Origin of the sequence: Candidatus Palauibacter sp. (assembly GCF_965208055.1) — a bacterium.
Classification (GTDB): Bacteria; Gemmatimonadota; Gemmatimonadetes; order Palauibacterales; family Palauibacteraceae; genus Palauibacter.
On the sequence record NZ_CBDBNY010000004.1, the window covers coordinates 3,589,872 to 3,616,318 of the forward strand.

The 26,447-nt window shown below is 69.4% G+C and carries 27 protein-coding genes; 11 read left to right on the forward strand and 16 right to left on the reverse strand.

The genetic code is table 11. The features are described from left to right. Position 1 precedes the first annotated feature (1 nt). The 8 genes from ACOGXI_RS15745 to ACOGXI_RS15780 form a co-directional block, all read right to left on the reverse strand. The gene (locus ACOGXI_RS15745) at positions 2 to 1,159 is read right to left on the reverse strand and encodes a patatin-like phospholipase family protein (RefSeq protein WP_419940225.1); all 1,158 of its coding nucleotides are present in this window, start codon (positions 1,157 to 1,159) and stop codon (positions 2 to 4) included. Positions 1,160 to 1,175: 16 nt separating this feature from the next. Further along, entirely contained in the window at positions 1,176 to 1,685 is a 510-nt protein-coding gene (locus ACOGXI_RS15750; protein WP_419939763.1) for a hypothetical protein, read from the reverse strand. Positions 1,686 to 1,727: 42 nt separating this feature from the next. Continuing rightward, on the reverse strand, positions 1,728 to 2,939 hold the full coding sequence (locus ACOGXI_RS15755; RefSeq protein WP_419939764.1) for an ABC transporter permease: 1,212 nt from the start codon (positions 2,937 to 2,939) through the stop codon (positions 1,728 to 1,730). Positions 2,940 to 2,946: 7 nt separating this feature from the next. After that, positions 2,947 to 4,446: an efflux RND transporter periplasmic adaptor subunit gene (locus ACOGXI_RS15760; RefSeq protein ID WP_419939765.1), complete on the reverse strand. Its 1,500-nt coding sequence runs from the start codon at positions 4,444 to 4,446 to the stop codon at positions 2,947 to 2,949. A 128-nt stretch (positions 4,447 to 4,574) separates the two neighbouring features. Next, entirely contained in the window at positions 4,575 to 5,933 is a 1,359-nt protein-coding gene (locus tag ACOGXI_RS15765) for a TolC family protein (RefSeq protein ID WP_419939766.1), read from the reverse strand. A gap of 41 nt (positions 5,934 to 5,974) precedes the next feature. Further along, positions 5,975 to 6,433 carry a hypothetical protein gene (locus ACOGXI_RS15770; protein ID WP_419939767.1) on the reverse strand — a complete coding sequence of 153 codons (459 nt, stop codon included), beginning with the start codon at positions 6,431 to 6,433 and terminating at the stop codon, positions 5,975 to 5,977. A gap of 31 nt (positions 6,434 to 6,464) precedes the next feature. Then, the gene (locus tag ACOGXI_RS15775) at positions 6,465 to 6,869 is read right to left on the reverse strand and encodes a hypothetical protein (protein ID WP_419939768.1); all 405 of its coding nucleotides are present in this window, start codon (positions 6,867 to 6,869) and stop codon (positions 6,465 to 6,467) included. Further along, positions 6,862 to 7,509 carry an RNA polymerase sigma factor gene (locus tag ACOGXI_RS15780; RefSeq protein WP_419939769.1) on the reverse strand — a complete coding sequence of 216 codons (648 nt, stop codon included), beginning with the start codon at positions 7,507 to 7,509 and terminating at the stop codon, positions 6,862 to 6,864. Before ACOGXI_RS15780 ends, ACOGXI_RS15775 begins: the two co-directional genes overlap by 8 nt. 212 nt (positions 7,510 to 7,721) lie before the next feature. Here ACOGXI_RS15780 and ACOGXI_RS15785 point away from each other — a divergent pair, with 212 nt between their 5' ends. Genes ACOGXI_RS15785 through ACOGXI_RS15800 form a run of 4 tightly spaced genes read left to right on the forward strand, consistent with a single transcriptional unit; the run spans position 7,722 to position 10,981 of the window. Next, positions 7,722 to 8,171 carry a hypothetical protein gene (locus ACOGXI_RS15785; RefSeq protein ID WP_419939770.1) on the forward strand — a complete coding sequence of 150 codons (450 nt, stop codon included), beginning with the start codon at positions 7,722 to 7,724 and terminating at the stop codon, positions 8,169 to 8,171. A 39-nt stretch (positions 8,172 to 8,210) separates the two neighbouring features. Continuing rightward, entirely contained in the window at positions 8,211 to 8,942 is a 732-nt protein-coding gene (locus tag ACOGXI_RS15790; protein ID WP_419939771.1) for an electron transfer flavoprotein subunit beta/FixA family protein, read from the forward strand. Continuing rightward, positions 8,942 to 9,925 carry an electron transfer flavoprotein subunit alpha/FixB family protein gene (locus ACOGXI_RS15795; protein WP_419939772.1) on the forward strand — a complete coding sequence of 328 codons (984 nt, stop codon included), beginning with the start codon at positions 8,942 to 8,944 and terminating at the stop codon, positions 9,923 to 9,925. Before ACOGXI_RS15790 ends, ACOGXI_RS15795 begins: the two co-directional genes overlap by 1 nt. 15 nt (positions 9,926 to 9,940) lie before the next feature. Next, a complete protein-coding gene (locus ACOGXI_RS15800) occupies positions 9,941 to 10,981 on the forward strand; it encodes an XdhC family protein (protein ID WP_419939773.1) in 1,041 nt (346 codons plus the stop codon). A gap of 28 nt (positions 10,982 to 11,009) precedes the next feature. Here the strand turns inward: ACOGXI_RS15800 and ACOGXI_RS15805 are convergent, their stop codons facing one another. Next, positions 11,010 to 12,161, reverse strand: coding sequence for an alanine racemase (locus ACOGXI_RS15805; protein WP_419939774.1), 1,152 nt, complete (start codon positions 12,159 to 12,161; stop codon positions 11,010 to 11,012). A gap of 197 nt (positions 12,162 to 12,358) precedes the next feature. Between ACOGXI_RS15805 and ACOGXI_RS15810 the strand changes: the two genes are divergently transcribed. The 4 genes from ACOGXI_RS15810 (at position 12,359) to ACOGXI_RS15825 (ending at position 15,431) form a co-directional block, all read left to right on the forward strand. Then, positions 12,359 to 12,874: an RNA polymerase sigma factor gene (locus ACOGXI_RS15810; RefSeq protein ID WP_419939775.1), complete on the forward strand. Its 516-nt coding sequence runs from the start codon at positions 12,359 to 12,361 to the stop codon at positions 12,872 to 12,874. Next, positions 12,871 to 13,512, forward strand: a complete 642-nt coding sequence (locus ACOGXI_RS15815) for an isoamylase early set domain-containing protein (RefSeq protein ID WP_419939776.1) — start codon at positions 12,871 to 12,873, stop codon at positions 13,510 to 13,512. The genes ACOGXI_RS15810 and ACOGXI_RS15815 overlap by 4 nt, the downstream gene beginning before the upstream one ends. Positions 13,513 to 13,525: 13 nt before the next feature. Further along, positions 13,526 to 14,299: a hypothetical protein gene (locus ACOGXI_RS15820; protein WP_419939777.1), complete on the forward strand. Its 774-nt coding sequence runs from the start codon at positions 13,526 to 13,528 to the stop codon at positions 14,297 to 14,299. Between the two features lie 64 nt (positions 14,300 to 14,363). After that, entirely contained in the window at positions 14,364 to 15,431 is a 1,068-nt protein-coding gene (locus ACOGXI_RS15825) for a 3-oxoacyl-ACP synthase III family protein (protein WP_419939778.1), read from the forward strand. A gap of 36 nt (positions 15,432 to 15,467) precedes the next feature. Here ACOGXI_RS15825 and glp read toward each other — a convergent pair whose 3' ends face one another. Then, the gene (gene glp, locus ACOGXI_RS15830) at positions 15,468 to 16,718 is read right to left on the reverse strand and encodes a gephyrin-like molybdotransferase Glp (protein ID WP_419939779.1); all 1,251 of its coding nucleotides are present in this window, start codon (positions 16,716 to 16,718) and stop codon (positions 15,468 to 15,470) included. A gap of 43 nt (positions 16,719 to 16,761) precedes the next feature. After that, a complete protein-coding gene (locus tag ACOGXI_RS15835; RefSeq protein ID WP_419939780.1) occupies positions 16,762 to 17,484 on the reverse strand; it encodes a hypothetical protein in 723 nt (240 codons plus the stop codon). 155 nt (positions 17,485 to 17,639) lie between these two features. On the opposite strand from ACOGXI_RS15835, the gene ACOGXI_RS15840 reads away from it, so the two are divergent. Continuing rightward, on the forward strand, positions 17,640 to 18,401 hold the full coding sequence (locus ACOGXI_RS15840; RefSeq protein WP_419939781.1) for a hypothetical protein: 762 nt from the start codon (positions 17,640 to 17,642) through the stop codon (positions 18,399 to 18,401). A gap of 73 nt (positions 18,402 to 18,474) precedes the next feature. Here the strand turns inward: ACOGXI_RS15840 and ACOGXI_RS15845 are convergent, their stop codons facing one another. The 5 genes from ACOGXI_RS15845 to ACOGXI_RS15865 all read right to left on the reverse strand — a co-directional run bounded on the left by ACOGXI_RS15845 (position 18,475) and on the right by ACOGXI_RS15865 (position 23,257). Continuing rightward, entirely contained in the window at positions 18,475 to 20,082 is a 1,608-nt protein-coding gene (locus tag ACOGXI_RS15845) for a hypothetical protein (RefSeq protein ID WP_419939782.1), read from the reverse strand. A gap of 131 nt (positions 20,083 to 20,213) precedes the next feature. Next, positions 20,214 to 20,636, reverse strand: a complete 423-nt coding sequence (locus ACOGXI_RS15850) for a DUF3224 domain-containing protein (protein ID WP_419939783.1) — start codon at positions 20,634 to 20,636, stop codon at positions 20,214 to 20,216. Between the two features lie 40 nt (positions 20,637 to 20,676). After that, on the reverse strand, positions 20,677 to 22,041 hold the full coding sequence (locus ACOGXI_RS15855) for an aminotransferase class I/II-fold pyridoxal phosphate-dependent enzyme (protein WP_419939784.1): 1,365 nt from the start codon (positions 22,039 to 22,041) through the stop codon (positions 20,677 to 20,679). Positions 22,042 to 22,175: 134 nt separating this feature from the next. After that, positions 22,176 to 22,757 carry a tetratricopeptide repeat protein gene (locus ACOGXI_RS15860; protein ID WP_419939785.1) on the reverse strand — a complete coding sequence of 194 codons (582 nt, stop codon included), beginning with the start codon at positions 22,755 to 22,757 and terminating at the stop codon, positions 22,176 to 22,178. Between the two features lie 8 nt (positions 22,758 to 22,765). Next, positions 22,766 to 23,257 (reverse strand): nuclear transport factor 2 family protein, encoded by a 492-nt coding sequence (locus ACOGXI_RS15865; RefSeq protein ID WP_419939786.1) that lies wholly within the window; start codon positions 23,255 to 23,257, stop codon positions 22,766 to 22,768. A gap of 170 nt (positions 23,258 to 23,427) precedes the next feature. On the opposite strand from ACOGXI_RS15865, the gene ACOGXI_RS15870 reads away from it, so the two are divergent. Further along, positions 23,428 to 23,703 carry an STAS-like domain-containing protein gene (locus tag ACOGXI_RS15870; RefSeq protein WP_419939787.1) on the forward strand — a complete coding sequence of 92 codons (276 nt, stop codon included), beginning with the start codon at positions 23,428 to 23,430 and terminating at the stop codon, positions 23,701 to 23,703. A gap of 131 nt (positions 23,704 to 23,834) precedes the next feature. Continuing rightward, on the forward strand, positions 23,835 to 26,438 hold the full coding sequence (locus ACOGXI_RS15875) for an alpha/beta hydrolase family protein (protein ID WP_419939788.1): 2,604 nt from the start codon (positions 23,835 to 23,837) through the stop codon (positions 26,436 to 26,438). Positions 26,439 to 26,447: the final 9 nt, after the last annotated feature.

Genomic DNA, 26,447 nt, shown 5'->3' on the forward strand with positions numbered 1-26,447 from the left:
GTCAGGTGAGGAACGCCTCGATTCGGCTCCAGTTCGCTTCCGCGTCGGAGGCTCCCAGTTTCACGAGCGCCTGGATGTACTCGCTCTCGAACAGGAGGTAACTCAGGAAGTCGGCCGTCTTGATGTCCGGCGTTCCCAGGCCTCGCACGAGAAACCTGAGCGCCGGAGGAAGTTCGATCTCGAAGTCGCGCGCCAGTTTTCCGATATCCCGGGAGGGTCGGAGGATGAGCAGGTCGACGTGGCGCAGACCCTGGCTCTCGGACACCTCGGGGGGAAGTCGGTCGACGAGGAGGTTGATCCTGCGCAGCGCCGCCGCGTCCCAGTCCAGCGTGTCGAGAAAGACCGAGTTCAGCAGCAGGCCCAGCACTCTCGCCGGCGGCGGATAGCCCGTCGTGTCCGGGGCCCGCGCCTCCAGTTCGGAGCGCCGGTAGCGGGCCGAGATCGTGAAGATGCGGTCCGCCCCCATGTGAATCGCCGGCGCCAGCGGTGCGGCGGTGCGGAAGCTCCCGTCTCCGTAGTACTGCTGCCCGAGCTTGACGGCCGGGAACACGAGCGGGATCGACGCGGAAGCGAGGATGTGGTCCACCGAAATGTCCGTGCGCACGAGTCGGTAGTGGGCGCTCGCGGGCCGGGGCGCCGAGTGCGGTTCTCCCTGCACGAAGAGGACCGTCCGTCCCGTCTGGTACGACATCGCGGTGAGACCCACCGCTTCGAGGTTTCCCGCCCTGATCCGGGCGTCGATCTCTCCGCGGTCGACGTCGCGCTCGATGAATTCCCGCAGCGGCGACGTGTCGACGAGGCTCTGGAAACGGGGACTCAGCCCGGTCCCGCCGCCCAGAAGGGATCCCCCCAGCCGCAGGCCCACCTTGAGCAGGGAAGCGGGGTTCGTGCGCAGCACTTCCTCGGTCGTGAGCGAGAGCCAGCGGCGCTTCAGAGCCTGCGTCGCGGCGCGCAGATTCCCGTCGTAGGCGGCGAGAAAACCCACGTTGATCGCGCCGGCGGAGACGCCGGTGAGGAGGGGGACGCGCAGCCCGGGCAGCCGTCTGCCGACATAGCTCAGCACGCCGGTCTGGTAGGCGGCCCTCGCGCCGCCACCCGAAAGGGCGAAGGCCAGCTTCCCCCGCGCGGCGCCGAAAGCGCCACTCCCAGGGGCTGCCATCACGCCGGTCCCCGCGTCAGGACCGTCCGCCGGAGCGGCCCAGGAGTTGCCGGTGCCACGAACGGGCGGCCGGCCGCTCGAATTCACCTGCCCGCAGCGCCGCCAGCGTGTCGATCGTCGGATCGAAGACGGGGGTCGTGTCGTCGATCGCTCCCGTCTTCGCCCGCGCCCGGAACTCTGTCCGCGCGCAACTCTCGATCGCGCCCGACGCGTTCCGGTAGAAGACCCGCGTGCTGTCGAGAAGCGAGCAATCCAGGCGCGCCTCGAGCGTGCCGAGCCGTCGGGACATCGCGTCGATCGAGCACCCCGAAGCGGGCGCCGACGCCTCGTCCACGGCGACGACCGCGAACCGGTCTTCGACCCATTCCACGCCGGCCCTGAGCGCGGCCCCGTGCGCGGTCCAGACATCGACGAACGCGCGCAGGTCGCCCAGCAGCGCCTCGCGCTCCGCCGGGGCCAGCGGACGGTCCGCCCCGAAGATCCAGACGCGGGCGGAATCGGGAAGCGATGTCAGCGGAACACTCATGCCGGGACCATACGTCGGCCCGCGACCTCCCGCCAACCCGGGCTATTCGTACCGGAGCGCCACGATCGGATCGAGCCGGGCCGCGCGCCGCGCGGGCCAGAGGCCGAAGAACACGCCCACCGCGGCGGCGAACACCACGGCGAGGCCGATCGCCTCCGGCGCGATGGCCATCGTCCAGCCCGCCGACCGCGAGAGCATCTCCGCCGCGCCGTACGCGAACGCGACCCCGAGGACGCCGCCCGTCATGCAGAGCGTCGTGGCTTCGAGGAGAAACTGGAGCAGCACCGCGTTTCGCGTGGCGCCGAGCGCCTTGCGCACGCCGATCTCCTTCGTTCGCTCCGTGACCGACACGAGCATGATGTTCATGATCCCGATGCCGCCGACGAGAAGGCTCACCGCGGCGATCCCGGCGAGCAGCATCGTGAACGTCTGCGTCGTCTCCTGCTGCATCTCGAGGAACTGGACGCTGTCCGAGATCCAGAAGTCGTTCTCCCGTCCCAGCGGGAGACGGTGCTCGCGGCGCAGGATGTCCTCGATCTGCACCATCGCGACCGGGATCGCCGCCTCGCTCTCGACGACGACCTTGAACTGGTTGACCCGGTCGGTCCCGAGCAATCGGAACTGCGCCGTCTCCAGCGGAACGAGGATCTGCTCATCCTGGTTGAACCAGCCCGATCCGCCCTTTTCCTCCAGCACTCCCACGACCTCGAAGGAGATGTTCCGGATCGAGATCGATCGGCCGACAAGTTCGGCGGCGTCGGTGTTCAGCACCGCCGGCACCGCGCCTCCGAGCACGGCGACCCGTCGCCGGCCGCGATTCTCGGATTCATCGAAGAAGCGTCCGAGTTGAACCGTGTGGTTTTCGACCTCCGCGTAGTTCGGCGTCGTACCGAGAATCCGCACGCTCGCGTTGTTGCGCCCGACCTGGACCTGCAACTGCCCCTGCATCTCCGGAGCCACCTCCAGCAGCGCGGGGGCCCCCTGCGTCACCGCCTCGACGTCTTCGGTCGTCAACCGGGCGTTCGATCCGCCTCGGACGCCTCGGAACATCCCCTGCCCCGGGCGAACCGTGAGCACGTTGGTTCCGAGCGACTCGATCTGGTTCTCGACCTGCTGCTGGGCGCCCTCTCCCAGAGCCACCATCGTGATGACGGCACCGACCCCGATCACGATCCCGAGCATGGTCAGGAACGAGCGCAGCTTGTTGGCGCGGATCGCATCCATCGCGACCCGGAGAATCTCGAAAAAGATCATCGCGACATCATCGCCTTCCTCCGACGCCCGGCAGCCCCGTCCGGCTGCGGATTCGGTCCAGGAACTCCTGCTGCGCGATGAGCGAGGTGGGAACGGCGACGATCTCCTCGCCTTCCTCGAGCCCGCGGACGATATGCGTGTGGTCGAAGTCGCTGAGGCCGATCATGACCGGCTTCAGATCGAGCAGTCCGTTCGCATCGTACCGGAACACGAACGCCGGCTGGGGTTCATCGGGCCGCCGCGCGGGTCCGCCCCGGCCGCCTCCCGGTCCACCGGCTCCCTGGTTTCGGAACTGCTGCATCATCTGCCGGCGCTCGTCGTCGGAGAGGTTCTGGATGACGCGCATGCGCTCCTCCTGCGACATCGACTGGAATTCCGACATCGGAACTCCGCCGATCATCTGCTCTTCCTCCCCCTCCCCCGCGTCCGCCTCTCCCTCGCCCTCCCCGGGCTGCCCCTGGCTCTGGAAGTCGCGCAGCAGCGCGTTGACATCGGCGTCGATCTCGAGCGCCCGGACGATCTGGACGGCCTCCTGCTGGGACTTGATCCCGCTGTTCGCCACCGCCAGCACGTCCTCCTGCCGCCCGATCACGACTTCGACGTCCGCGTTCATCCCCGGTCGCAGCAGGTCTTCCTCGTTGGAGATGCGCGTGAGCACGGCGAACATGGTCACGTTCTGCTCGACGACCGCCTGTGGTTCGATCTTGAGGACGGACCCCCGGAAGGTCCGGCTGGGATAGGCTTCCACGGTGATGTCGGCCGGCAGTCCCGGCTCGAGCCGGCCGATGTCCGTCTCGTCGACGAGCATGCGCACCTGGACCTCGGTGAGATCCGCCATCCGCATCAGCACGGTGCCGCCCGTGAGGTCGCGCGTCCCCGTGACGACCTGCCCCTGCTCCACCGTCCGTTCCACGACGGTTCCGGTGATCGGGGCGCGGAGCGTCACGTCGTCCAGCTTGTCCTCGGCGAGTTCGAGGTTGGTCGTAGCGCGGACCAGCGACGCCCTCGCGTTCGCCGAGGAGAGGATCGCGCTCTCCAGTTCCTCCGAGGTCACGATGTCGGATTCGTGGAGCGCCTGGATCCGTTCGAGCTGGCGTTCCGCGACATCGGCCTGGGCCTCGGCCACGTCCAGATCGGCCTGCGCCTGGGCGTGTGCGTTGTTGACGTCGCGCGGGTCGATCCGCACGAGGAGCGTGCCCTGCTCGACGTTATCCCCGAGTTCGACGGGCAGATCGAGGACTTCGCCGCCCGCCTGCGACTTCACCTCGATCACGCGGATGGGCTCGACCGTCCCCGTCGCCTCGACGCTGGAGACGATGGTCTGGCGCCCGGCGGTCAGCGTCTGGAGCGTTTGCTCGGGCTCGTTGGCCTCGCCGGTCGCACAGCCCGCAGCGGCAAGTCCAAGCGCCGTGAAGAGGGTGGCACTGCCGGGGGCACGGCCTGTGGCACGACCCCAAAGGCCATCGCGGAGGGGGAAGCGACGCGCACAGCGTTCGAATATGGACATCGGAATCTCGTCTCTTGTCGGGTCCGTGACCGGGCTATCGGGGCGGCGAAACCGCTCCATCAGGGCACGGTGAGAGGACACCCCGCGCGGGTCCGACGTTGAAGAGATACGCCATGCGGCGCGCACCGTCAGGGTTGCTGGTCGAGCCTCCGGCCGAGGAGGGCCTCGATCGTCGCAACTGCAGCCTCGTACTCGAAGCGCCGCGAGACGAGATCGATCTCCGACTGCGTGAACGTGATCTGCGCGTCCTGGAGTTCGAGGATGGTGGCGAGCCCGAGCTGGTACCGCTCCTGGACGACCCGCAGACTTTCCTCGCTGAGTTCGACGTTCTGCTCCGCCAGCTCCACGCCCGCTAGCGCGGACTGCGCCGTCGCGTAGCGCGCGTCGAGCAGCGAGCTGAGGTTCAGCCGCGCGGCCCGTTCGGCCTGCCGAGCCTGGTCGGCCGTGGCCTGGGCGCGGAACACCTGCGTCTCGCGCTGGAAGCCGTTGAAGAGGGGATAGCTGCCGGTGAGCCCGATCGACCACGAGCGGTTGGAGGGTGGGAACTCCTGGTTCGCCCACCCGTAGCCGCCATTGAGCGAGATGGTCGGCAGGTAGCTGGAGCGCGCACCCGACACCGCCGCCTCCGCCGCCTCGACGGCCACGGAGGCCGCCTGAAGCCCGGGAGCCGATACATCGGCGATGGCAAACAGCTCGTCACGCGTAAAGGGGATCTCGGTCACGGCGAGTTCCGCCTCGGCGGTCGGCCCCACGAGGGTCTCGGAGCCGATGACCTCGGTGAGTTCGAAGGTCCGGGTGCGCGCGTTGTTCCGGGCGTTCAGCAGCGAGAGTTGCGCGTTGTTGAGGTCGACCTGCGAGCGGAGGGAGTCCGAGCGCGTCGCCCGTCCCAGCTCCAATTGCTGCCTGACGAACTCGAGCTGGTCCGCCTGCCGCTGCACGCGGCGCTCCTCCACGGCGACGAGGTCGCGAGTGGCGACGGCCGCCGCGTAGGCCTGTTTTACTTGCTGCATGACCTGGAACTCGGCCTCGCGATAGCGCGCGTTCTGCTCGACCACGCCGAGCCGGGCGCTCTTCAGGTTCGAGAATCGGCCCCAGCCGTCGAAGAGCGTGTAACCGGCGTTGATCCGCGTGGAGTAGCTCGTCGCGGCGAAGCCCTGGTTGAGGGCATCAAGACGGCCCGTGGAGGAGTTCGAGTAGCTGAACGAAGCGCTCACTCCGGGGAGGAGCGCCCCATAGGCGCTCAGCCGGTTGTGCTCGGCCATCTCGATCGCCGAGAAGGCCTGGAGCAGCCCGGGGTTGCGGCGCAGCGCGATCTCGACCGCTTCGTCGACCGTGATCTGGCGAGCGTTGTCGCTCGCCTGCACCTGCGCCTCGGCCATCCCCGGCGACACCGCTGCAAGCAGCACCGCCGGCAGCAGGACCCACCCCCACCGACAAAGACCGGCGCTCGGCCGGCCTCCGCACCCTGATCTATGTCTAATGGTCATCGTTTCCTCGCCCCCGGAGGGGGCCGGTTGACGTCTCTCTGTTATCCGTCGTTCCGCTGCGGGTCGTCGCGCCCCTGGGACTCCCGCTCACCGCCGCGCTCTCGCCCGTCGCCGTAGCGCTGTCGCAGCAACTCCCGATAGTCCTCACCCTGCTCCTCCGTCAGCACCGACTCGATCCGGGTCCGGACCGAATCCATCAACGTCCGGTAGCCCCCCCGCAACGCCCGCACTCCGTCCCGGTAGTGATCGAGGAAGTTCTCGATCTGCGACCGCTGGTCGGCCGTCAAGCCCAGTTCATCGGCGAACTGCTCGATCGTGGTCTGCCGCCCCCGCGGTCCGCCGTCGCGCTCCCGCGTCTCCGCTGGCGCAGTCTCCGCCACCGGTTCGCCCGCGACTGCGTCCGCGAACAGATCGAGGCGGTCCGCCGCCACGCCGACCGCGGCGCCCGCCGCGAAGACGAGCGCCAGGAGCAGGATCGCCCGCAATCTCGAAGTGTCCATACGCACCCGGTTCGTGTCGCGTTTCAGCGAGTTACGGATTGATGAGCGCGGCCGTCAGCACCGCGTCGCGACTCGGCTCGACCAGGTCGATGAGCAGCGCGGGCGGGGCTTCGGCGTCTGCCGCCAGCGACCGCACCAGCCCGACCGGCGCCGGATCCGCGTCCGCGGCGAACTCGGGCGCGTCCGGCACGGAGATGCGGTACAACAGAGCGCCGGCCGCGACGAGCAGCCCGGCGGCCAGCGGCGCCAGCGCCGCGGACCAGCTTGCCGTCACGTCGAGCCAGGAGAGGGGCCGCCGCTCGAGCAGCGCTTCCGCCGCGGCCATGACGCTCCGGCGCACGCGCCGCCGCGTGAGTTCATCGGGCCGCAGGGGCTCGAGGTATTCGGCCCACGCAGGCCCGCGCCCGCCGTTCCGATTTCCATCTCTCCTATTCATCCTCATCTGCTCCTCCGGCGCCGGACGCGCCCGCTTCGCCGAGAATCCGGCGCAGCGCGTGCCTGCCGTGATGAAGGTTCGCCCTCGAAGTTCCGACCGCGATCCCGAGGATCTTCGCAATCTCCGCGTGGTCGTACCCTTCGAGGTCGTACATCATGACCGCCGTTCTCTGTCGCTCCGGAAGCTGCCCGAGCGCGTCGAGCACTCGTTCCCGAGCGTGCCTCCGCTCGAATTCTCGATGCGGATCATCCCGCGACGCCGCCGTGTCCGTGAGCTCCGAGTGCGTCCGCAGCAACTCACGCCGCCGGAGGTTCAGGCACGTACTCCGCAGCACGCGATAGAACCACGGACCGAAACGGCTTCCCGGCCGCAACTGCCCGATCCGCTCGAGCGCGCGAATGAACGCGGCCTGCACGGCGTCTTCCGCGTCCTGCTCGTGGCGCAGAATCGACAGCGCCACCGCGTAGGCCGGATCCGTGTATCTCGTCACGAACAGCGAAAACGCCCGCGAGTCGCCGGCCTGCACGGCCTCGACGAGGCCAGGCTCGTCCGCGCCGGGATCCGGCGGCTCCGCAGGTCCGGAACCGGGGCCGGCCGAGTCGCCCGGCGATCCGTTCCGCGTTCGCGTTTCCTCCGCCAAAGACGTCCCCATCGCTTGAGTAACACGCCCTCGATGCCGGCCGTTGCACCGGCTCCCGTCGACGTTTGCCCCGGCGCTTGTTCCTTTACCGTGGCCGTCGCATCTTCGGCTCCGTGAACGACGAAACGCAAGCCCGGCCCCCCGCCGCCGAAACGCCCGACCGAGCCCACGCTCTGGCCGGCCGAACGCTCATCCAGGAACGCATGCGCGGCATGCAAAAAGTCGTGGGGCGGAGGCTCTCGCCCCGTGACATCGTCATCAGGAAGGCGTCTCCGGAAGTGCGGCGCCATCTCTTCGAGGAAGCGTGCGAGCTGTACTGGAACGAGATGAGCTGGGAGGAGATCACCGAAGAGGAACTCATCGGAGACGAGGAACTCACGGAGATGATCTTCCCCGGGCTGCTCGCGCTCATCGACGCGTTCCTTCCCCGGGCTCCGAACGGGGAGCCGGACCGGGACCGGGAGCACCGCGAGGTCGTCCACGATTTTCTGGATTGGCTGGCCGCCCGGCTCGTGACGCTGCGCGAGGCGCGACCCGCCGCCGAGGATGCGCGGGCGCGGAACCTCCGCCAGAAGAACGTGACCGACGCCCTCATCGACCTCGTCGCGTTTCGCGCGTGCGCACTGACTTCCGACGAGATCGAGACCTACCAGAACGCCTGATTCCCTTCGAAGACAAGACGGATGAATACGATAGTCTGCATGAAACGCGTGCCGGACTCGGCCACGCGGGTGAGAGTGACGCCCGACGGCGCGGGACTGGACCCGGCCGGCGTCAAGTACGTCGTGAACCCGTACGACGAGTTCGCGCTCGAGGATGCGATCCGCCGCAAGGAAGAGGCGGGGGAAGGGAAGGTGACGGTCGTCGCGCTCGGCCCCCCCGAGACCGCCGAATCGATCCGCCAGGCGCTCGCGATGGGGGCGGATGAGGGCGTGCTGCTCGTGTGCGCGGGTTCGCACGACGCGCTCTCCGTGGCGCGGGCGCTCGCCGATGAGATTCGGGACCGCGAGGTCGATCTCGTGCTGTTCGGGAAGCAGGCGATCGATGACGACAACATGCAGGTCCCCCAGATGGTGGCCGAGTTTCTGGGCCTCCCGTGCGCGACCGTCGTCGTCGGCCTCGAGATCGCGGGAAGGGAGGCGACGGCGCGCCGTGAGGTCGAAGGCGGTCACGAAGTCGTCGAATTCTCGCTGCCCGCCGTCGTGTCGACGCAGAAGGGGCTCAACGAGCCGCGGTATCCGAGCCTCAAGGGGATCATGGCGGCGAAGAGGAAGCCCCTCGAGGAACGGGAAGTGACGCTCGACGCGCCGACCATCGAATTCCTCCGCCTCGACGAACCGCCGGCGCCGGCCGCGGGCCGGATCGTCGGAGAGGGGGTGGACGCCGTGCCGGAACTGGTGCGGGCGCTGCGCGACGAAGCGGGGGTGCTCTGATGCCCGGGGCGCTGGCGTACGCCGAGATCCGGGAAGGCGCGGTGAGCCGGGCCTCGCGGGAGGCGGTCGGGCTCGCGCGGCGGATCGCCGCCGATGTCGGAGGGGAGACCCACGTCGTCGCACTCGGTCCTCCCGGCACGGAGGAGGCGGTCGCGCAACTCGCCGGCTTCGGCGCCGACCGCACCTGGGTCGGCGAGTCGGAGGCTCTCGCGCTGTGTCAGCCGGACATCGCCGCGGCGGCCATCGCCCGGCTCGTCGAGGCGGGGGACTACAACGCCGTGATATTCGCGGCTACCGCTCAGGGGAGGGACATCGCCCCTCGCGTCGGTGCGCGGCTCGGACGGAGCGTGGCCTCGGAAGTCATCGAGTGCCGGCGGGAGGACGGCGCCATCGTCGTCCGTCGGCCCATGTACGCCGGGAAGGCGATCGCGACCCTGCGCTTCACGCCGGGCCCGGCCGTGATGACGATCCGGGCCAACGTCTTCGCGCCCGTCGAGGAGAGCGCGGCGGGGGAGATATCGAGCCTGGATCTCCCGAGCCTCGACGGCCGGGCGCGGACGGCCGCGCTCGAGCAGGGAGACCGCGACCGCCTCGACGTGAGCGAGGCGACGACCATCGTCTCGGGCGGCCGCGGGATGCAGGGACCGGAGCACTGGCCGCTGCTCGAGGCGCTGGTGGAAGCGCTGGGCGACGAGGCGGCGCTCGGCGCGAGCCGGGCGGTGGTGGACGCGGGCTGGCGGCCGCACGGCGAGCAGGTGGGCCAGACCGGCAAGACCGTGTCGCCCAACCTGTACTTCGCGGTCGGGATCAGCGGAGCGATCCAGCACCTGGCCGGGATGCGGACGGCCAAGGTCATCGTGGCGATCAACCGCGATGCGGACGCGCCGATCTTCGGGGTGGCGGACTACGGTCTCGTGGGGGACGTGTTCGAGGTGCTGCCCGCGCTCACCCAGGCGGTTCGCGAAGCCCGCCAGGGCGATTGAGTCGGATCGGCCGGCATGAGTCTCCGGGCCGTACGCGAGGACATCGCGCGTTGGGCGGAGCAGGGCGATCCGATCGCCATGGCGACGCTCATCGCCGTGCGCCGTTCGGCTCCGCTGCCGCCGGGCGCGCGGTTCGCGATCTCGGCCGCCGGGGAGCTGAGCGGCTCGATCTCGAGCGGGTGCGTGGAAGGCGACCTGCACGAACGGCTCTCCGCGCTGCTGGGCGGCGGCGCGCCGGCCTCCGTCACGTACGGGATCACGGACGAGATGGCCGCGGGCGTGGGCCTCTCCTGCGGCGGGGAGATCGACATCCTGCTCGACCACTACGATCCCGGCGACCCCGTCTGGCACCGCCTCTGGCAGCTCCAGGAGGCCGGCGCCCCCGGCGTCCTCCTCACCGGCGCGGCGCTGCCCACGCGCTCGCGGCAACTGCTCCTCGAACCGGACCGATCGCTGGGAACGCTCGGGTCCCCCGAACTGGACCGGGCGGCCCGTTCCCGCGTCGACGATTGGCTCGGCCGGACCGACGCCCGCGCCGTCGAACTCGTGCAGGACGATCCGGACAGCCTCGTCTTCGTCGAGTCCTTCGTCCCGCCGCCGCGGCTCGTCATTGTGGGGGCGACCCCGATCGGGCATGCGCTGTGCGCCATGGCGCACCGAACCGGCTTCGAGGTCGTGGTCGTGGATCCGCGCGAGGCCTTCCTGCGGCCGGAGCGGTTTCCGGACGCCGCGTCGCTCGATCCGCGCTGGCCGGACGAGGCGATGGCCGCGCTGGATCTCGACCCCCGAACCAGCGTCGTCATCCTCACGCACGACGAGAAGCTGGATGAGCCCGCGCTGGAGACGGCGCTCGCTTCCCGCTGCGGCTACATCGGTCTCCTCGGCGGACGCCGGACGCAGGAGCAACGTCGAGCGGCGCTTCTCGCGCGAGGACTGGACGAGGCGGCATGCGACCGCATCCACGGTCCGGTCGGGCTGCGTATCGGCGCCCGCTCGCCTGAGCAGATCGCTGTCTCCATCCTCGCGCAGCTCGTCGCCCTCGAACGGGCGCCCTGACGCCCGCGCGGGTCGCGCCGCGCCGATCTCAGTCGCGCGTGCGCCGGATCTTCCAGCGGTCCACCACGCGTCGCCCCCTAACGACCTCGAAGTGGTCGAAGTGAGCGACCGTGAGGCAGGCGTGATTCGGAAGGACCCGAACCTTCTCACCGACGGCGAACCGCCCGGACAGGCGCCCGTGTTCCTGGCTCACCGAGGTCACGCGATGGTCGCTCAGTGCTCCTCCCGGTGCGCCTCCCAGTGCGCCTCCCGGTGCTCCTCGGGACGCGTCGCGGAAGAGGCGGCCGTAGTGAGGGGGGTCGTCCGGCCCCACATCCTTGGACAGGGCGAGCGCGCCACAGTCCGCGATCGCGCCGTTGGATCCGTCGCGCGCGGAGACGACCGTCGCGAGCACCGTGACGGCGCAGTCGCTCACCGCGCACGATCCCAGCCGCGTCTGCGTGTAATCGTAGAGCGCGTAGTTTCCCGGCCGCGCCTCGTCGATCCCCTCCAGCGTCGCGACGCGGCTCATGCCCGGGGTCGAGCCGAGCGAGAGCACCCCCGGCTCGAGCCCCGCCGCGCGGAGCGCCCGCCCCGTTTCGACCATTGCGCGTCGCTCCTCCTCCGCCAGCGCGGCGATGGCGGAGGGCGAATCCGCGCCGTAGGTGTGGCCGGCGTGTGTCAGGCAGCCGCCCAGCGCGAGCCGGCCCGCGCGTGAGATCCGCCTTGCGATCTCGACGACCCGGCCGCCGTCGTACGGGACGCCGGAGCGCCCATAGCCACAGTCGATTTCCAGCCATACCGAAAAGGGGGTGCCCGCAGCCTCGAGCGCCTCGACGGCCGTGAGGGAGTCCACCGTCACGCCGAGTTCGATGCGCCGGGAGAGTGCCGCCGCCTCGTCGATCCGAGACAGGTTCAGCGGAAAAGCCCACAGGATGTCGTCGAAACCCGCCTCCGCGAAGACCCGGGCCTCCGCGAGCGTGGAAACGGCGATGCCCGTCGCCCCGCGCGATCGCTGGAGTTCGGCGATCTCCACGCATTTGTGCGTCTTCACGTGCGGGCGAAGCCGAACGCCGAGGGCGTCCGTGCGTTCCTGCATGGCCCGGAGGTTGTTCTCCAGGACATCGAGGTCGAGGATGAGCGCCGGAGTGGGGAGACCGAACAGGTCCGGCGCGTGGGTGGCAGCGTTCCCGGCGTTCACGCACCCAAGGTAGTTGGGAGATCACGGTTCCGCTAAGTTGGAACCGCCGATCCTGCTCAGGAATGAAGAGGATCGCGGGCCGATGGCGGATCGAGTGACCGCAAAGCCGTAGGGGTCGTCTTATTCACGAAGAGAAGATCTTTCGGATCGGGCCGGAAGGTCGGGTTCCGGATGATGAACCGAGCGACGCGGAGGTCGTGACCGCCGTACTTGAAGGCGATCGCGAGGCGTACGGGGTTCTCGTGCGCCGGTACAAGGACGTGCTGTACCGCTACGCGGAGCGCATGACCGGGCGCGCGGACGACGCGGCGGATATCGTGCAGCGCACGTTCATCCGCGGCTTTCGGAGCCTCGACCGCTGCCGGGATCGGGAACGGGTGGGAGGCTGGTTGTTTCGGATTGCCGTCAACCTGTGCAAGGATCAGTTGAAGGGGCGGGCGCGGCGAGAGGTGTCGCTGGAGGCGGTCGGCCCCCTCACGGCGACGCGAGGCCTTCCCGAGGCACGCGCCGAACGGGCGGAAATACGGGAGCAGATTTACCGCGCCTTGCAGTCGCTGAGCGACGAGCAGCGTGAAGCCTTCGTCCTCAAGCACGTCGAGGGCTGGTCGTACGAAGAGATGTCGGAGAGACTTGGAGCTTCGGTGTCCGCGTTGAAGATGCGGGTCCATCGGGCTCGGGATCAGTTACAGGTGCTGTTAGAGAACTACCGATGAACGACGATCTGAAGCTGTACCTGGATGGAGAAATCGACCGTTCGGAACTCTCGCGGGAGCTTCGCGGGGACGCCGAACGGTGGGACGCCCTCCTTTCGGACGTGCGGGATTCGGGGGTGCAGGGAGCTCCGGTCGGACTCGAGTCGAGGGTCATGGCCTCGGTTCGCCAGGAGGGGCGTCGGCCGTTGTCGAGCCTCGTCGACTGGTGGGTGCATCCCCGCTCCGTGCGCGTCCGGCCATGGCTGGGACTCGCGGCCGCCGCGGTGCTTGCGGCGTTCTTCCTCCTGCCGCGGGAGAATGTGTTCACCGAGCCGGCGGGGGCGGCGACCGCGCTCGTGGGCGAGGAAGTTCACTACGTGCAGTTCCGCTTCGAGGCGCCCGGCGCGGCGTCGGTCCACGTCGCGGGCGACTTCAACGACTGGCAGCCGGAGGTCGCGCTGGCCGATCCGTATGGGACCGGCGTGTGGACCGGACGGGTGCAACTCCCGCCCGGCGTGCACAAGTACATGTTCCTCGTGGACGGCGAGACCTGGATCACGGATCCGCACGCGGAACGGTATGTGGAGGACGGTTACGGCAACCAGAATGCCGTGATCGCCATCACGGGCGGCGCGGGCGCCCGCTCTCTGGCCCCCTAGCCACAAGCAGCCGGTGGGAAAAGCCCTGCTGCGCCGTGCTTCCGCGGTCGTGTTTCTCGGCGCCGTGCTGCTCGCGGCCGGGCCGCTCGCCGCTCAGGACGCACGCGCCCGTTTCAGCCGCCACCTGGGAGCCGTGTACGCGGCTCGCACCCTCTCGGTCATAGAAGCCGGCGTCCGGGACGGTCTGCCCCGAGGTCTCCTGATCGACAAGGCCATGGAGGGCGTGGCGAAGGGGATGTCCCCGGAAGTTGTCCTCGCCGCCGTCGACACGTTCGCTGCGGAGTTGCGGGATGCGGCGTCGGTCGTGGGTCCGCGGGCGGAGCCGATCGCGCTCGAGAAAGCCGCCGATGCCCTTCGCCGCGGCGTGGGGCGCGAGCTACTGATGCGGCTGGGGCGTGACCGTGCCGATTTTCCTCTCCTCATCGTCTCCTTGGAAGAGTTGCTGGACGCCGGCGTGGAACTGGATCTGGCCGAGGATCTCGTGCGCTACGCCGTGACCGAGGAGTTCGACAGCGACGCGGTGCTCCGACTGCCGGCCAGCGTGAAACTGCTCATCCGGGAGTGCGGCGACGGTCAGCCTGACTCCTGCTGGTCACAGGCGAGCATCAGGGAGTGCGCCCGCGTGATGCCGACCCGGCCGTGTCCGACCCGAACGCTCGCGGAGGCGGCCCGCTCGGCGGCGCCGCGGTTCCGGCTTGCCCGTTCCCCGCCCGCCGCCGTGCGATCGGGCGCAGGCTGGCAACCTTCCCGGTCTCTGCCGTATACTCTCGGACTTTCCGGCGGCTGAGCCCGCCGACGCCTTGCCCACAGATCTTGCCCACGGATCTTGCCCACGGATGATGGAGAGGGCCTTGCCAGCCAGAGTGACCGCGGCGGTCACGGGTACCGGTAGCTACCTGCCGCCCGACAGCATCGACAACTTCCAGCTTCTCGCCATGGGTACGCTGCGCGATTCGTTCGACGTCGGGCAGGCGCGATCCGCGCTCAGGGGCGTCGAGGGCGTCAACGGGCTGTCGGCCGCCGAGGTCTTCGATCAGTGGGCGTATCAGCTGACCGGCATCAGGTCGCGTCGGCGGATTCCGCCGGCAAGCGATCTGACCACGGAGGACATGTGTGCCCGGGCGGGGCTCGCCGCGCTGGAGGCGGCCGGACGCGAGCCGGACGAGATCGACCAGCTCTACGTCGCGACCGTGTCGCCGTCCGACGAGGTTCCGAACAGCGCCTGTACCGTGGCGACGAAGATCGGGAATCCGCGATTGGGAGGGTTCGCGATCAACGCGGCCTGCGCCGGTTTCGTCTACGGCGTGGGGGCAGGCTGGTCGGCCATCGTCAGCGGTATGGCGGAGCGGGTTCTGGTGATTTCGGGCGACGCCCTCACGCGGCTCGTGGACTACACGGACGTGCGAACGGCCGTGCTCTTCGGCGACGGGGCCGGAGCGGCCGTCCTCGAGCGGAGCGAAGCGGATCACGGCGTGCTCGGTCCGATGGCGTCGGCGGGCTGGTTCGCGCGCGACCCGCTGTACCTCAGCGGACAGAGCTGGCGCGACGACGGAGACCGGATCCCGATTCTCCACATGGAGGGAGGGCCGCGGATCGTCCGCAACGCGATCGTCAAGATGGCCGAAGTGGGTGAGCAAGCGCTCGATAAGGCGGGTCTCGGCTGGTCCGACGTGGACTTCGTGATTCCTCACCAGGCGAACGCGCGGATCACGCGAGGTCTCGAGCAGAGGCTGGAACTGCCGAAGGGGCGCGTCATCCACAACATCGTCGATTACGGCAACATGTCGGCCTCGACGGTTGCGGTGACGCTCGACGAAGTCGTCCGCGGTAAGCACGGACCCGTGCCGAACCCGGCCACGATCGTCCTCACCTCGATCGGAGGCGGCTACACGATGGCGGCGGCGGTCGTCCGCATCTGATGGGCGGTCGGGCCCGGCCCGCACACCTGCCGCGCGTCAGGCGGGACTCGCCCACTCCCGGAGCGGAATCACTTCGACCGGCTCCCCGGCGCTTATGGCGTCGGTCCCGACGGGGACCGCGAGCAGCCCGTCGGCCAGCATGGAGCCCAGGTTGCCCGAGCCCTGCGGGCCGCTCAGGCGAGCCGTGAGGACGCCGGATTCGGCGGATCCGATGAGCACGCGCAGGAACGAGAGCACGTCCCGGGGCCCGCGCAGGTCGTGTGCGGCGACGCACTGTAGCGACCGCCGGCAGGGACGCGCGAACCCCGCCATCCTGCGGATCGCCGGTCTTACCAGCGTCTCGTACGTGACGAGCGCCGAGGCGGGATTGCCCGGGACGCCCCAGAACGGCCGGCCGCCGAGCAGGCCGAAGACGGCGGCGCTGCCGGGGCGCATCCGCACGCGCCAGAAGGAGCGTTCGAACCCGAGTTCGTCGAGGACCCGCTTCACGTAGTCGTGATCGCCGACGCTCACGCCCGCCGCGGAGACGATCGCGTCGCAGGATTCGGCCCGCGCGAGACAACGGTGCAGGTCGGCGGGGTCGTCCCGGGCGATGCCGAGCGGCACCGGCTCCGCCCCGGAATCCGCGAGCTGGGCGGCCAGCGCGTGCCCGTTCGAGTTCATGATCCTCCGACCGGCCCGCACCTCGTCGAATTCATCGAAATCCGCGAGTTCGTCCCCGTTCGCGAGCACGCCGACGCGAGGTCGCCGGCCCACGTCCACCCGCTCGAGGCCGGCCGAGGCGAGCAGCGCCACCGCCGCCGCCCCGAGCTCCTCGCCGCGCTCCACCATCGTGTCGCCCGTCCTCACATCCTCCCCGAGGAAACGGATGTGGCGCTCCCCGTCCGCGTCATCGAATATGCGAACGCGCCCGTCCGGGCCTCCGTCCGTGTGCTCCACGCGGACGACGCCCGTGGCGTCCTCCGGCACCGGCGCCCCCGTCATCACGCGCGCCACCGAGCCGGGCTCCAGCGGTCCGCGCGGAAAAGCGCCGGCCGGGATGTCGTCGGAGATCGGGAGGACCACAGGCCGTTCCGGGCTGGCGCCGCGGACCTCGTCGATGCGCACGGCGAATCCGTCCATGGCGCTGTTGTTCCACGGCGGGTGCGGGGCGACGGCTTGCACGTCGCGCGCGAGCGAGCGGCCGAGGGCGGCGGAGAGCGGAACCCGCTCCGTCTCCAGCGGCGACACGGCGTCCAGCACGAGAGCCAGGGCCTCGTCGAAGGAGACCCAGTCCGCGTCGTTCATGCCCGGTTCATGCCCGGCCGCCGCGGAGGTTCGTCACGGGAGGCTAGAAGTAGTACCAGATGGAGATGCTGAACTCCGGGTTGTGGCCCCACACGGAACTCTGCGGCGCCGGCGCTCCGGAGGCGTCGAACAGCTCCAGGGTGGTTCCGAAGAGGAATCCGTCCGGAGACGTCACGCGGACCAGGTAATCGCGGACCTCGAAGCCGATCCCGATCGTCTCCGCCGGAAAGATCTCGAACCCCAGCCCGACGAAGATGTGCGGAGCGGTGGAGATGTCGTACCGGAAGGGTTCGAGAGCCTGGTCGGCGAGGAACTCGGAGGCGCCCTCGTCGATCCCGAACACGAAGCCGCCGCCGATGAGCCCGTAGGGGTGGATCCCGTTCCACGTCCGCGCTCCGGTGAGGCCGACCTGCGCGCCGATATCGGCCCGCAGCCAGCCCGCGGCGACGGTGTCGACGACCATCGGTCCTTCCGCGTCGAGGACATCCAGCGTCCAGCGGTCCGCCGCCCCGTAGGTGGCTCCAAGCTCGAGAGAAAGGGGACTCGACGCCCGGACGCGCATTCTGGCGCCCCCCACGGCGGTGGGTCCCTGCGCGAACTCGAGCCGCCCCCGGTTCCCCGCGTGGTGGCCCCCGAAAAGGCCGATGCGGAAGCCCTTCTCGCGCCAGCGAAAGGGTGAATCGATGCGTTCGGCCTGCGCCTCGAGCGTCGCCGGGACTGCGGCGAGCAGGGCGAGTCCGACGACGAAGATCAGTTTGTTTGACACTGGGTTGACGCGGGTTCCATATCTTGGATGATCTTGGATGAAACGGATCTCGAACGGGAACGGCCCCGTCTCACGAGTCTCGCGACGGGGCAGCGGCGCGAGGAATGTAGGTGGAGGACCGGGTCCTTACCAGAAAAACGTCTTGGCGCCGTCGCTTGCGACGCCGGCTTCTCCTGCCGGTCGTCCTGGCGTGTGCGCATGCGCCGCCCCCCGCGGCCGCGCAGGTGCGCGAAGTCGTCATCGACGGCGAGGTCTTCCGGAGGACGGCGGACGGCCGCCGTCTGGCCGAACTCGTGCTGCGCACGCCGGTCGTCCTCAAGCGTACCGAGGGGGTCTGGGCGGAAGTGGAGATCGAGGGCTGGGTCCCGTCCGGATCGATCGCGCCGGCCACGCGCGAGGGCCACAACGGCGTCATCGCCAGCTTGGGAGGCGAACGTCTCAGATCCGAACCCGCGGGATCCGTGACCGGATTCCTCCTCGAGGGCTTCCTCGTCGACCGGGTGGAGGAGCGGGAAGGCTGGAGCCGGATTCGCCGCTCGGGCTGGGTTCGGGAGGCCGCGCTCGGGGCGAGCGATGCGGTCGGTGGCGAGGAAGAGGTTCTGCCCGGGGTCTCGGCCGCGGACCTGCGCGCGAACCCGGACGAGTACGCCGGCGCGCGCCTCCGCTGGACCGTTCGGTTTCTGTCGCTGGAACGGGCGGAACCGGAGCGGATCGACTTCTACGAAGGCGAGCCCTTCCTGCTCGCGCGCGCCCCCGATCCGGGAGATGGGCTCATCTACGTCGCCGTGCCGCCGGAACTGCTGGCGGCGGCGGAAAAGCTCCGGCCCCTCCAGACCCTCGACATGCTCGTGAAGGTCCGGACGGGCCGGTCGGCGCTACTGAGGGTCCCGATACTGGATCTGCTCGCGCTCTACTGAGCAGATCCCGCGCCTCATCCGCGCCGGAACCGCGGCGGAAACTCTCCGCGCGGGGCCGGTGGACGGGGAGTCGCTACCGGTTCCCCTGGTTCCCCTCGCTCTCGGCCTCGTTCAGGAAGGCCTCGGCCTCCATCAGGCCGGCGTGTGCAAGCCCGCTCCACAGCTTGGCGACCTTCGCGTACGCTTCGGCGGCGAGCACCGCGTCGCCGTTGGCGGCGTGCGCACGGGCCAGGCCGAGCAGCGAACGCGGCCGGTTCGGCATCCGCAGCAACGAGGTCTCGAACTTCTCGACCGCCTTGTCCGGCATCCCGAGTTCGAGCAGCAGTTCGCCGTAGAGTTCGTGCAGAGGCTTGACCGGGCTCGCCGAACCGCGCGGCGGCGCCATGCTCATGACCTCCGCCTCGGCCTCGTCCATGAGTCCGATCGCCACGTCCGGATGGCCCATGGCGGCGTGCCGGAGCGCCCCGACCTGCTTGTGCATGACGTGCGTGTAGCCCTCGCCGTCGGACAACTCCTTCAGCGCGGCCTCCGCCTCGGTGACGGTCGCCTGGTCGCCCATGCGGTGGGCGCTGAGTCCCGTGGCGAGGAGTTCGTGCGCCGGGGAGTCCTCCGTGATCGGCTGGGTCTCCCACTGCTCGGTCTCGACGATGTAGCGCGCCTTGAGGAGCGAGACGGCTCCCTGCGCCCGTGCGATGCCTGCTGCCCCGCGTGCGCCGGTCGCCGTGCCGAAGCCCTCGTTGTCGACCATGTCCGCGAGCCGATCCATCCACAGTTGCGCCTTGTCGTAGTCGCCGCGCTGGAGGTCGCCGTACTGGCCCCAGTCGAGCGCGTGCACCGCGTCGCCCACCGGGTCGCCGGGCTGCCACAGTTCCTGCGCCACGTCGTAGGCCGACTGGTTGTTGCCGGACACGCGTTCCCACATCCCGTGCTGGATGAAGATGTGCGTCGGCATGTGCCGCGCGTGGGACACCGCCGGCGCAATGTCCGCGAAGGCGTAGGCCGCGTCCAGCGACAGCGGGGCCATGATCGGGTTGTCGAACGAGTGGATCGTGTAGTGCGCCGCGCCCGGGTGCATCGGATTGTCGTTGAACAGCCGGAGCGCGATCGCCCCCGCCATCACGTTCCAGCGCTGGCTCAGGTCGCGCGTCGCCGCCGTCGCGCTGAGGAGGGACAGCGCGTAGAAGGCCGAGATCTCCGGGTCCTCCGGATAGGCCTCGTACAGGTCGCGCATCGCCTCCATGTATCCCACGCGCCGGTCGACGTGGTCCGCCTCGCTCCACAGGATCTCGACCGCCTTGATAAAGCCCTTCTCCCGATCCGTCGGCGCCTTCGCGAGCCGCTCGGCCGGTGTCGCGCCCAGCCTTTGCAGCGCCTTGCGCGGGTCGGTCGGGTCCATCTGCGAAACGAGCGGGTGATTGTAGGCGAGCGACTCGCCCCAGTACGCCATCGCGAAGTCGGGATCCAGCTCCTGCGCCGCGTGGAACTGCTCCCTGGCCTGCTTCCAGCCGAAGCTGTGCAGGATCGCCACGCCCCGGAGGAAGTGCTGCTGGGCCTCGCCCGTGGCGGAGGTCGGGAAGGTGATCGATCCGACCTCATCGAACTGTGCCTCGACCTGCGCCGGAACCATCGACAGCATCGCGCCGAGGAGGAACGCCGGAAGCATCATGGACCATCTTTTCATCGTACTATCCCTCTCAGGAAGAAACGCCGGCCTGCCCCGTCCGGCATCGCATGAATTATCGCATTGAATTACGGTGCCAAAACCGCAAGCGCGCGGCAAGGCGTCGCCGGGTCGCGCCGTCCCCCGCCGCCTCACGCGTCCGGAAGTTCGTAGTCGATCGTCAGCGTATGCGCGCCGTCACCGTCGACGGCGATCTCGACCGAGCCCGTGAGCCCCTTCAGGTCGCCGGTCGCCGACCCCGGAACGATCTGCCCGCCGGTCTGTTCGCGGCCGCTCGCGCTCAGCCCCCAGTGCTGCATGACGAACGTCCCTTCCCGCCCGGCGAGCGCTCCCCGCACGACCTCGCGCGCGATGTAGCCCGCTCCCGCGGCGATGTCCGCCACATCCGCCTGGCACATGAGGAGCCGGGCCTCGCTCTCCGCCACGAGGTCCCCGCCGAAACGCTTAAGGACGGTGGCGTGGGAGAGCGTCGGCCCCCCGGGGCCGCCTGCGTCGGGTTCGGCTTCCCCCTGGTCCCATCCGGTGACCTCGAAGGAGGCGATCGCGCGCGCCATGCCGGGCTTCTCTGCTACCGCGTTCCCGCCGGGTCCTCTCCTAGAGCGCCGCGACGGCGGTGGACAGGTTGTCGAGGGCGCGCTTCACGAGCGTGCGCGACGTCGCGATGTTCATCCGCATGTGCCGCTCGCCGCCGGTCCCGTAGCTGGGCCCGCTGTTGAGATAGATGCGTGCGTTCTCGGCGAGCCAGCGCTGCAGGACGCTCTCCGGCGACACCGGCTCCGCGGCCGTCCGGTTCTCGTAGTCCGCCTTCCCCTGCGCGTCGATCCTGTCCATCAGGTCGCCCATGTCCAGCCACGCGAGGAAGGTGCCCTGCGCCTTCGTGTACTTCACGAGCGGGATGTTCTCCCGGATATAGGCCTCGGTGTAGTCGTGGTTGCCGTCGAGGTAGACGAGAAGCTGGTCGAGCCATTCATCGCCCTCGTTGTTGGCGGCGCGGGCGGCGTACATGCCCAGCGTGCTGAGGTCCGCCCGCGTGTTCTGGCGCAGGCGTGTCATGAAGGAGGGGTTGGTCGAGAAGTACCAGGCGACCTTGTTGGCCGCGAGGCTGAACGTCTTGCTGTTGGATTTGAAGGTGACGCTGTTGTCGACGACCTTCGGATCGAGGCTGGCGAACGGCGTGTACTTCTGTCCCTTCGTCACGAAATCGCAGTGGATCTCGTCGGAGAGCACCGGCACGCCGTGCTCGAGACAGATCTCGCCCATGCGCGTCATGTCTTCCGGCGACCAGCAGTTTCCGGTCGGGTTCTGCGGGTTGCAGAGGATGAAGGCGTGAACCCGTTGCACGCGGCGCTCGAAGTCATCCCAGTCGATCTCGTAGACGCCGTCGACGACCTTCATCTCGCTGTCCTCGGCGACGTTCCGCGCGAAGCGCAGATCCGAGTAGAAGCCGTTGTAGGTCGGCGTCGTCATGAGGACCCGGCTGCCCGGAGGCGCGAAGGTGTGCAGCCCCGCGATGATTCCCGGGTGGACGCCCGACGTCCAGACGATGGTCGAGGGGTCGATGTCGAGGTCGTAGCGGCGCTGGTTCCAGGCCACGACCGCGTCCGTGAACGAACTGTCGCGGTGCTGGTAGCCCCAGTTCTCGTGCCTGCTGCGCTCGGCGATCGCCTGCGTGATGCACGGTGCGGCGCGGAAGTCCATGTCGGCGATTCCCATGCCGACCTCGATCTCCGGGCCGAACTGCTCGATGGCGCGGTCCCACTTGACGCAGTCGGTTCCGCGGCGGTCGTAGACTTCGTCGAAGTCGAACTCCGCGGGGGCGCCACCAAGCCCGGCCGGGGCGACACCGGTCGCCGCCACCTCGCTCGCGAGCGCCGAGCGTGCGCCGACGGCGCCCAGAACGGCGGTGGCTCCTGTGCTCTTGAGAAAGGCCCGACGGTTCAGCCCGTGATTCCGCAGCATTTGCACGCCCTCCTTCGACATTTCCCGCGTACGGTTCGTGACCGCTGTTCCGAATCAGGGTGGTCGAAACCTCCCGCTCTGGCAAGACTGGCGGCGTGCCGGGCGACATGTGGGCTGACGTGCCGGACGACCCGTCAGCCGAGCCGCCCGAGACGGGCCGAACTCTCCGCCACGCCGGCTTCGACGCGCGCCTTCCGGTACAGGTCCCGGGCCTCCCGCCACAGCGCCCGGGCTTCGTCGCGCTCGCCGAGGGTCTCGCGCAGGATGGCCATCGGCCGCACCGCGTTGGCAAAATCGAGCGCCCGGGGCGCCGGGTGCGCGCGGTAGAGTGCCAACGCCTCGGCGTAGCAGCGCTCGGCCTCCCGCAGATCGCCCGTCTCCCGGAGCACGTCGCCGAGGTGGCGTACGGTGTGAGCGAGCGCGAGCGGATCATCTCCCCGGCGGCAGAGCGGAACGGCTTCGTGGTACAGCCGGAGCGCGACATCGAGCCGTCCCAGGTCGCGTTCGACGTTCGCGCGGCCATGCAGCGCGCGGGCGAGCGCAACCGGATCGTCATGCTCCCGCGCGAGCGCGGCCGCCGCCTTCATGTGCCGCAGCGCCTCGCCTGCCCGCTCCGCGCGCCGTGCGGCCATTCCCCGCCGGACGCGCGACTCGACGGCGTCCCGGGGCGCGGCGCAGGTTTCCGGGGGAACCCCGGCGGGAACCCTGTCCGGCATGGGGGCCTCTACCCTCCGCGGGGCACCGGAGCCGAGGAGTGGCCGGTCAGGATCCGCCACCCCCCCGTCTCGTGGACCCACAGCATGGTCACCGCGCCTCCATAGCCGAACTCGGATCCGTCCTCCGTGCGAAGCGTGCTCTCGAACCGGGACCGGATCTGGGCGAGGCCGGGGGCCAACGGCTCGATGTCCGTATCCGAGTACTCCGTCGCGATCTGCGTCCCCGGACCGAGATCCGCGAGGGCGGCGCGCACGTCGGCGGCCGACTCGTAGGCCAATTCCCCGTTCTCGTAGAAGCGGAACGCAGGGGATTCCGAATAGAAATCGCCGGCGGCCTCCCAGGCCGACGCGATCCCCATGGCCCGGAACTCCTCGAGCGTCGCCGACAGGCTGTCGCGCATCGCCGCGGCATGCGGTTCCGTCAACGGCGCCGGCTCCGACCCGCACCCCAGCCCCGCCAACACGGCGAGGCCCAGGCAGAACTTCGTCACGTTCGTCATATTCCCTCGTTCGCAGGACGGGTCGTCACCTTGACCTGTACGCGTAAACGGCGATAGTTCGCAGTCCGTTGCAGGTTGGCTCGGGGGCACCGAGCCAACGTCTCCACATTGCTGCCATGAGTCCAGAAAATCTACAGGATGTTCTCGACTTCGTCGTCAGGCAGGAGGCGGTGTCGGTCGGATCGAGGTCCTCTGGCAAGCAGCTCCGGTTGAAGCTGGAAAACCTCGTTTCCACCCACCCGGACTGCCGGATCAATGTGGATTTCGAGGGCATATCCGTCGTCTCGAGCGGCTTTGCGGACGAGTTCCTGGGAAGACTCTTCGTACGGATGGGAGCCTTGCGGTTCATGAGCACGATCCGCCCGCGAACCGTTTCCCCCGAGGTTCGGGCGCTGCTCGATCGAGCGATTGTCCAAAGGGTGCAGTGGGAGGCTCGGAACGACTGACCCCTCCGGGGCCTCTCCCGCGAACATCGATCCGCGGACCACATTGGGACCCGGAACGGCCGCTTGCGGAGGGTCGTCGGAGCGGTCCAGCTTGAACGCTCAAGCCTGCCCCCTCGTCCAGGAGCCAGACCATGAGGGTCTTCCACCATCTTCGTTCCGCCCTGCCCGTGCTGTTGCTGGCGGTCGTCGTCCCCGCGGCGTCGCCGCTCGCCGCCCAGAATGCTCCCGGAGAAGCGCAGGGACTCGACATCCCGCAGGGGTACATCCTGCCTGATGCGACGGTGCGGGACCTCTTCGCGACCGATCCGAACTACGCGACGCTGGACCACCTGAGTCCGGACGGCGATCACTTCGTCGTGCCGCTCTCCACGGAGCTTTCGACGCTGGCCGAGGTAGGGGAAGAGACGCTGCGTCTGGGGATGCTGGAACTGCGGGCGCGCGCGGACCGCCCGTGGCACCTCGACATCTACGGCCTGCACGGCTTCCGCTTCTACTCGGTGAGCGAGCGCGCCTACATCGATGTGGACTTGCCGGACGGGATGTACGTGAGCGACCTCATGTGGTCGCCGGATGGATCGCGCCTCGCCTTCCTGGCGCACCTCGAGGAGCGCACGGAGGTGTGGATCGCGGACACGGGCGACGGGAGCGTGACGCCGGCCGGCGACGCTCGCGTCATCGCGACGATCGGGACGTCGTCGCGCGGTCAGGGATCGGCGCCCTCGCGCATGCTGCAGTGGACGCCCTCGGGCTCGATTCTCACGCTGGCGGCCCCGGCGGACCGCGGATCCCCGCCGCCGGCTCCGGCGCTGCCGTCGGGACCGACGATCCGTCACACGCGGGCGGAGGCGACGCCTACGCGCACGATGCCTTTCCTGCTCGAGGACGAGCACGGCACGGACCTGTTCGAGTACTACACGCGCAGTCAGATCGTGGAGTTGACGCCCGGCCGGTCCCCGCGGGCGGTCGGCGAGCCGGGCATGTACGAGTCGCTGTCGCTGAGTCCCGACGGACGTCATGTGATGGCGACGCGCCTCGCGCGGCCGTTCTCCTACATTGCGAGCTACACGGGCTTCCCGCGCGTCACCGAGGTCATCGAGGTGGAGACCGGTGACGTGCTCGCCACGCTGGAGGAGCGCGAACTGCGGGAGAGCGGGCGTGGCGGCGGGCCGGGCGGAGGAGCGGGCAGCGACCCGCGCGCCTGGTCATGGCGTCCGGACGGGAGCGGGATCTCATATTTGCAGCGCGCCGAGGCCGAAGGCGACGGGGCCGGGGACGACGGCGGGGACGGGGCCGGAGACGGCGGAGAGGGGCAGGACGAACGGCCCGACCGCATCATGCTGCTGCGCGCCCCGTTCGGCGACGGCGATGCGGAGGTCGTCGCGACGAGCGATGATCGGATCTCGGGCGTCACCTACTCCGCGGACGGCCGCCACGCCTTCGCCGACGTGCGGCGCGATGGCGATGCCGCGCTCGTGCACTACGGGCTGGGCGGGAGCGACCCGGAGGGGCACACTCTCGTCCCCTTCCACGATCCCGGCGACGCGCTCGAACTGCCGGGCGACCTCCTCACGGCCCGCACGGGGAACGGGATCGAGTACGCGTGGTTGTCCGGCGGCGGGGCGAGCGCCTACCTGCGCGGCGACGGGTGGAAAGAGGATTTCCGGCCGCAGCCCTTCGTCGACCGGGTGTCGATTCCCGAGGGGGCCACGGAGCGCCTGTTCGAGGGGTCGCGCGACAGCTTCGACCAGCCGCTGGTCCCGCTCGACGCCGACCTGGAACGCATGGTCGTCAGCCGGGAGGGGAAGAACACGTTCCCGGACAGCTACCTGTGGAGCCGGGACGGCGGGATGGAGAACCTGACGCGGAACGTGGATCCGTTCCCGCAGCTCACCGCCGCGCGCCGTATCGACTTCGAGTTCACCCGGCGCGACGGGCTCGAAATACAGGGGCGGGTGTCGCTGCCGGTCGGCTACGTCGAAGGCACGCGGGTGCCCGCCATCTTCTGGACCTATCCCCGCGAATACCGGAGCGAGGACGACTTCGACAACGCGACGATCCGCGCGCGGAACCACAACGCGCACACGAGCCTGACCTGGCTGCGCTGGTCCGACATCTGGCTCACGCAGGGATACGCGCTCGTCTATCCCGACATCCCGATCGTGGGCGAGAACTACAACGACTACTACATCTCGAACATGGTCGACGGGATGTACGCGGCGATGCGCGCGGTCGACGCGCTCGGCGTCATCGACATGGACCGGATCGGGCACGGGGGGCACAGCTACGGTGCCTTCGCGACGGCGAACTTCCTCGCCCACACCCCCTTCTTCAGGGCGGGGATCGCGGGGGACGGGGCCTACAACCGCTCGCTCACGCCGATGGGATTTCAGGCCGAGCCGCGCGATATCTGGGAGGCGCCCCACATCTACATGGAGATGTCCCCGTTCTTCAAGGCGGACCAGATCAACACGCCGCTCCTCCTGTACCACGGAGCGGACGACAACAACTCCGGCACCTATCCCATCCAGTCGAGGCGGATGATCCAGGCGCTCACCGGGCTCGGGAAGACGGCGGCGCTGTTCGAATACCCGTTCGAGTCGCACACGCCGCGCGCGATCGAGAACAACCTCGACATGTGGGCGCGCTGGATCGACTGGTTCGACCGCTACGTGAAGGGCGCCGGGGCGGGGGACGCGCGCACGACGACCGACTCGCCGGGCGAGAGCGGGAAATAGGGGAGCGGC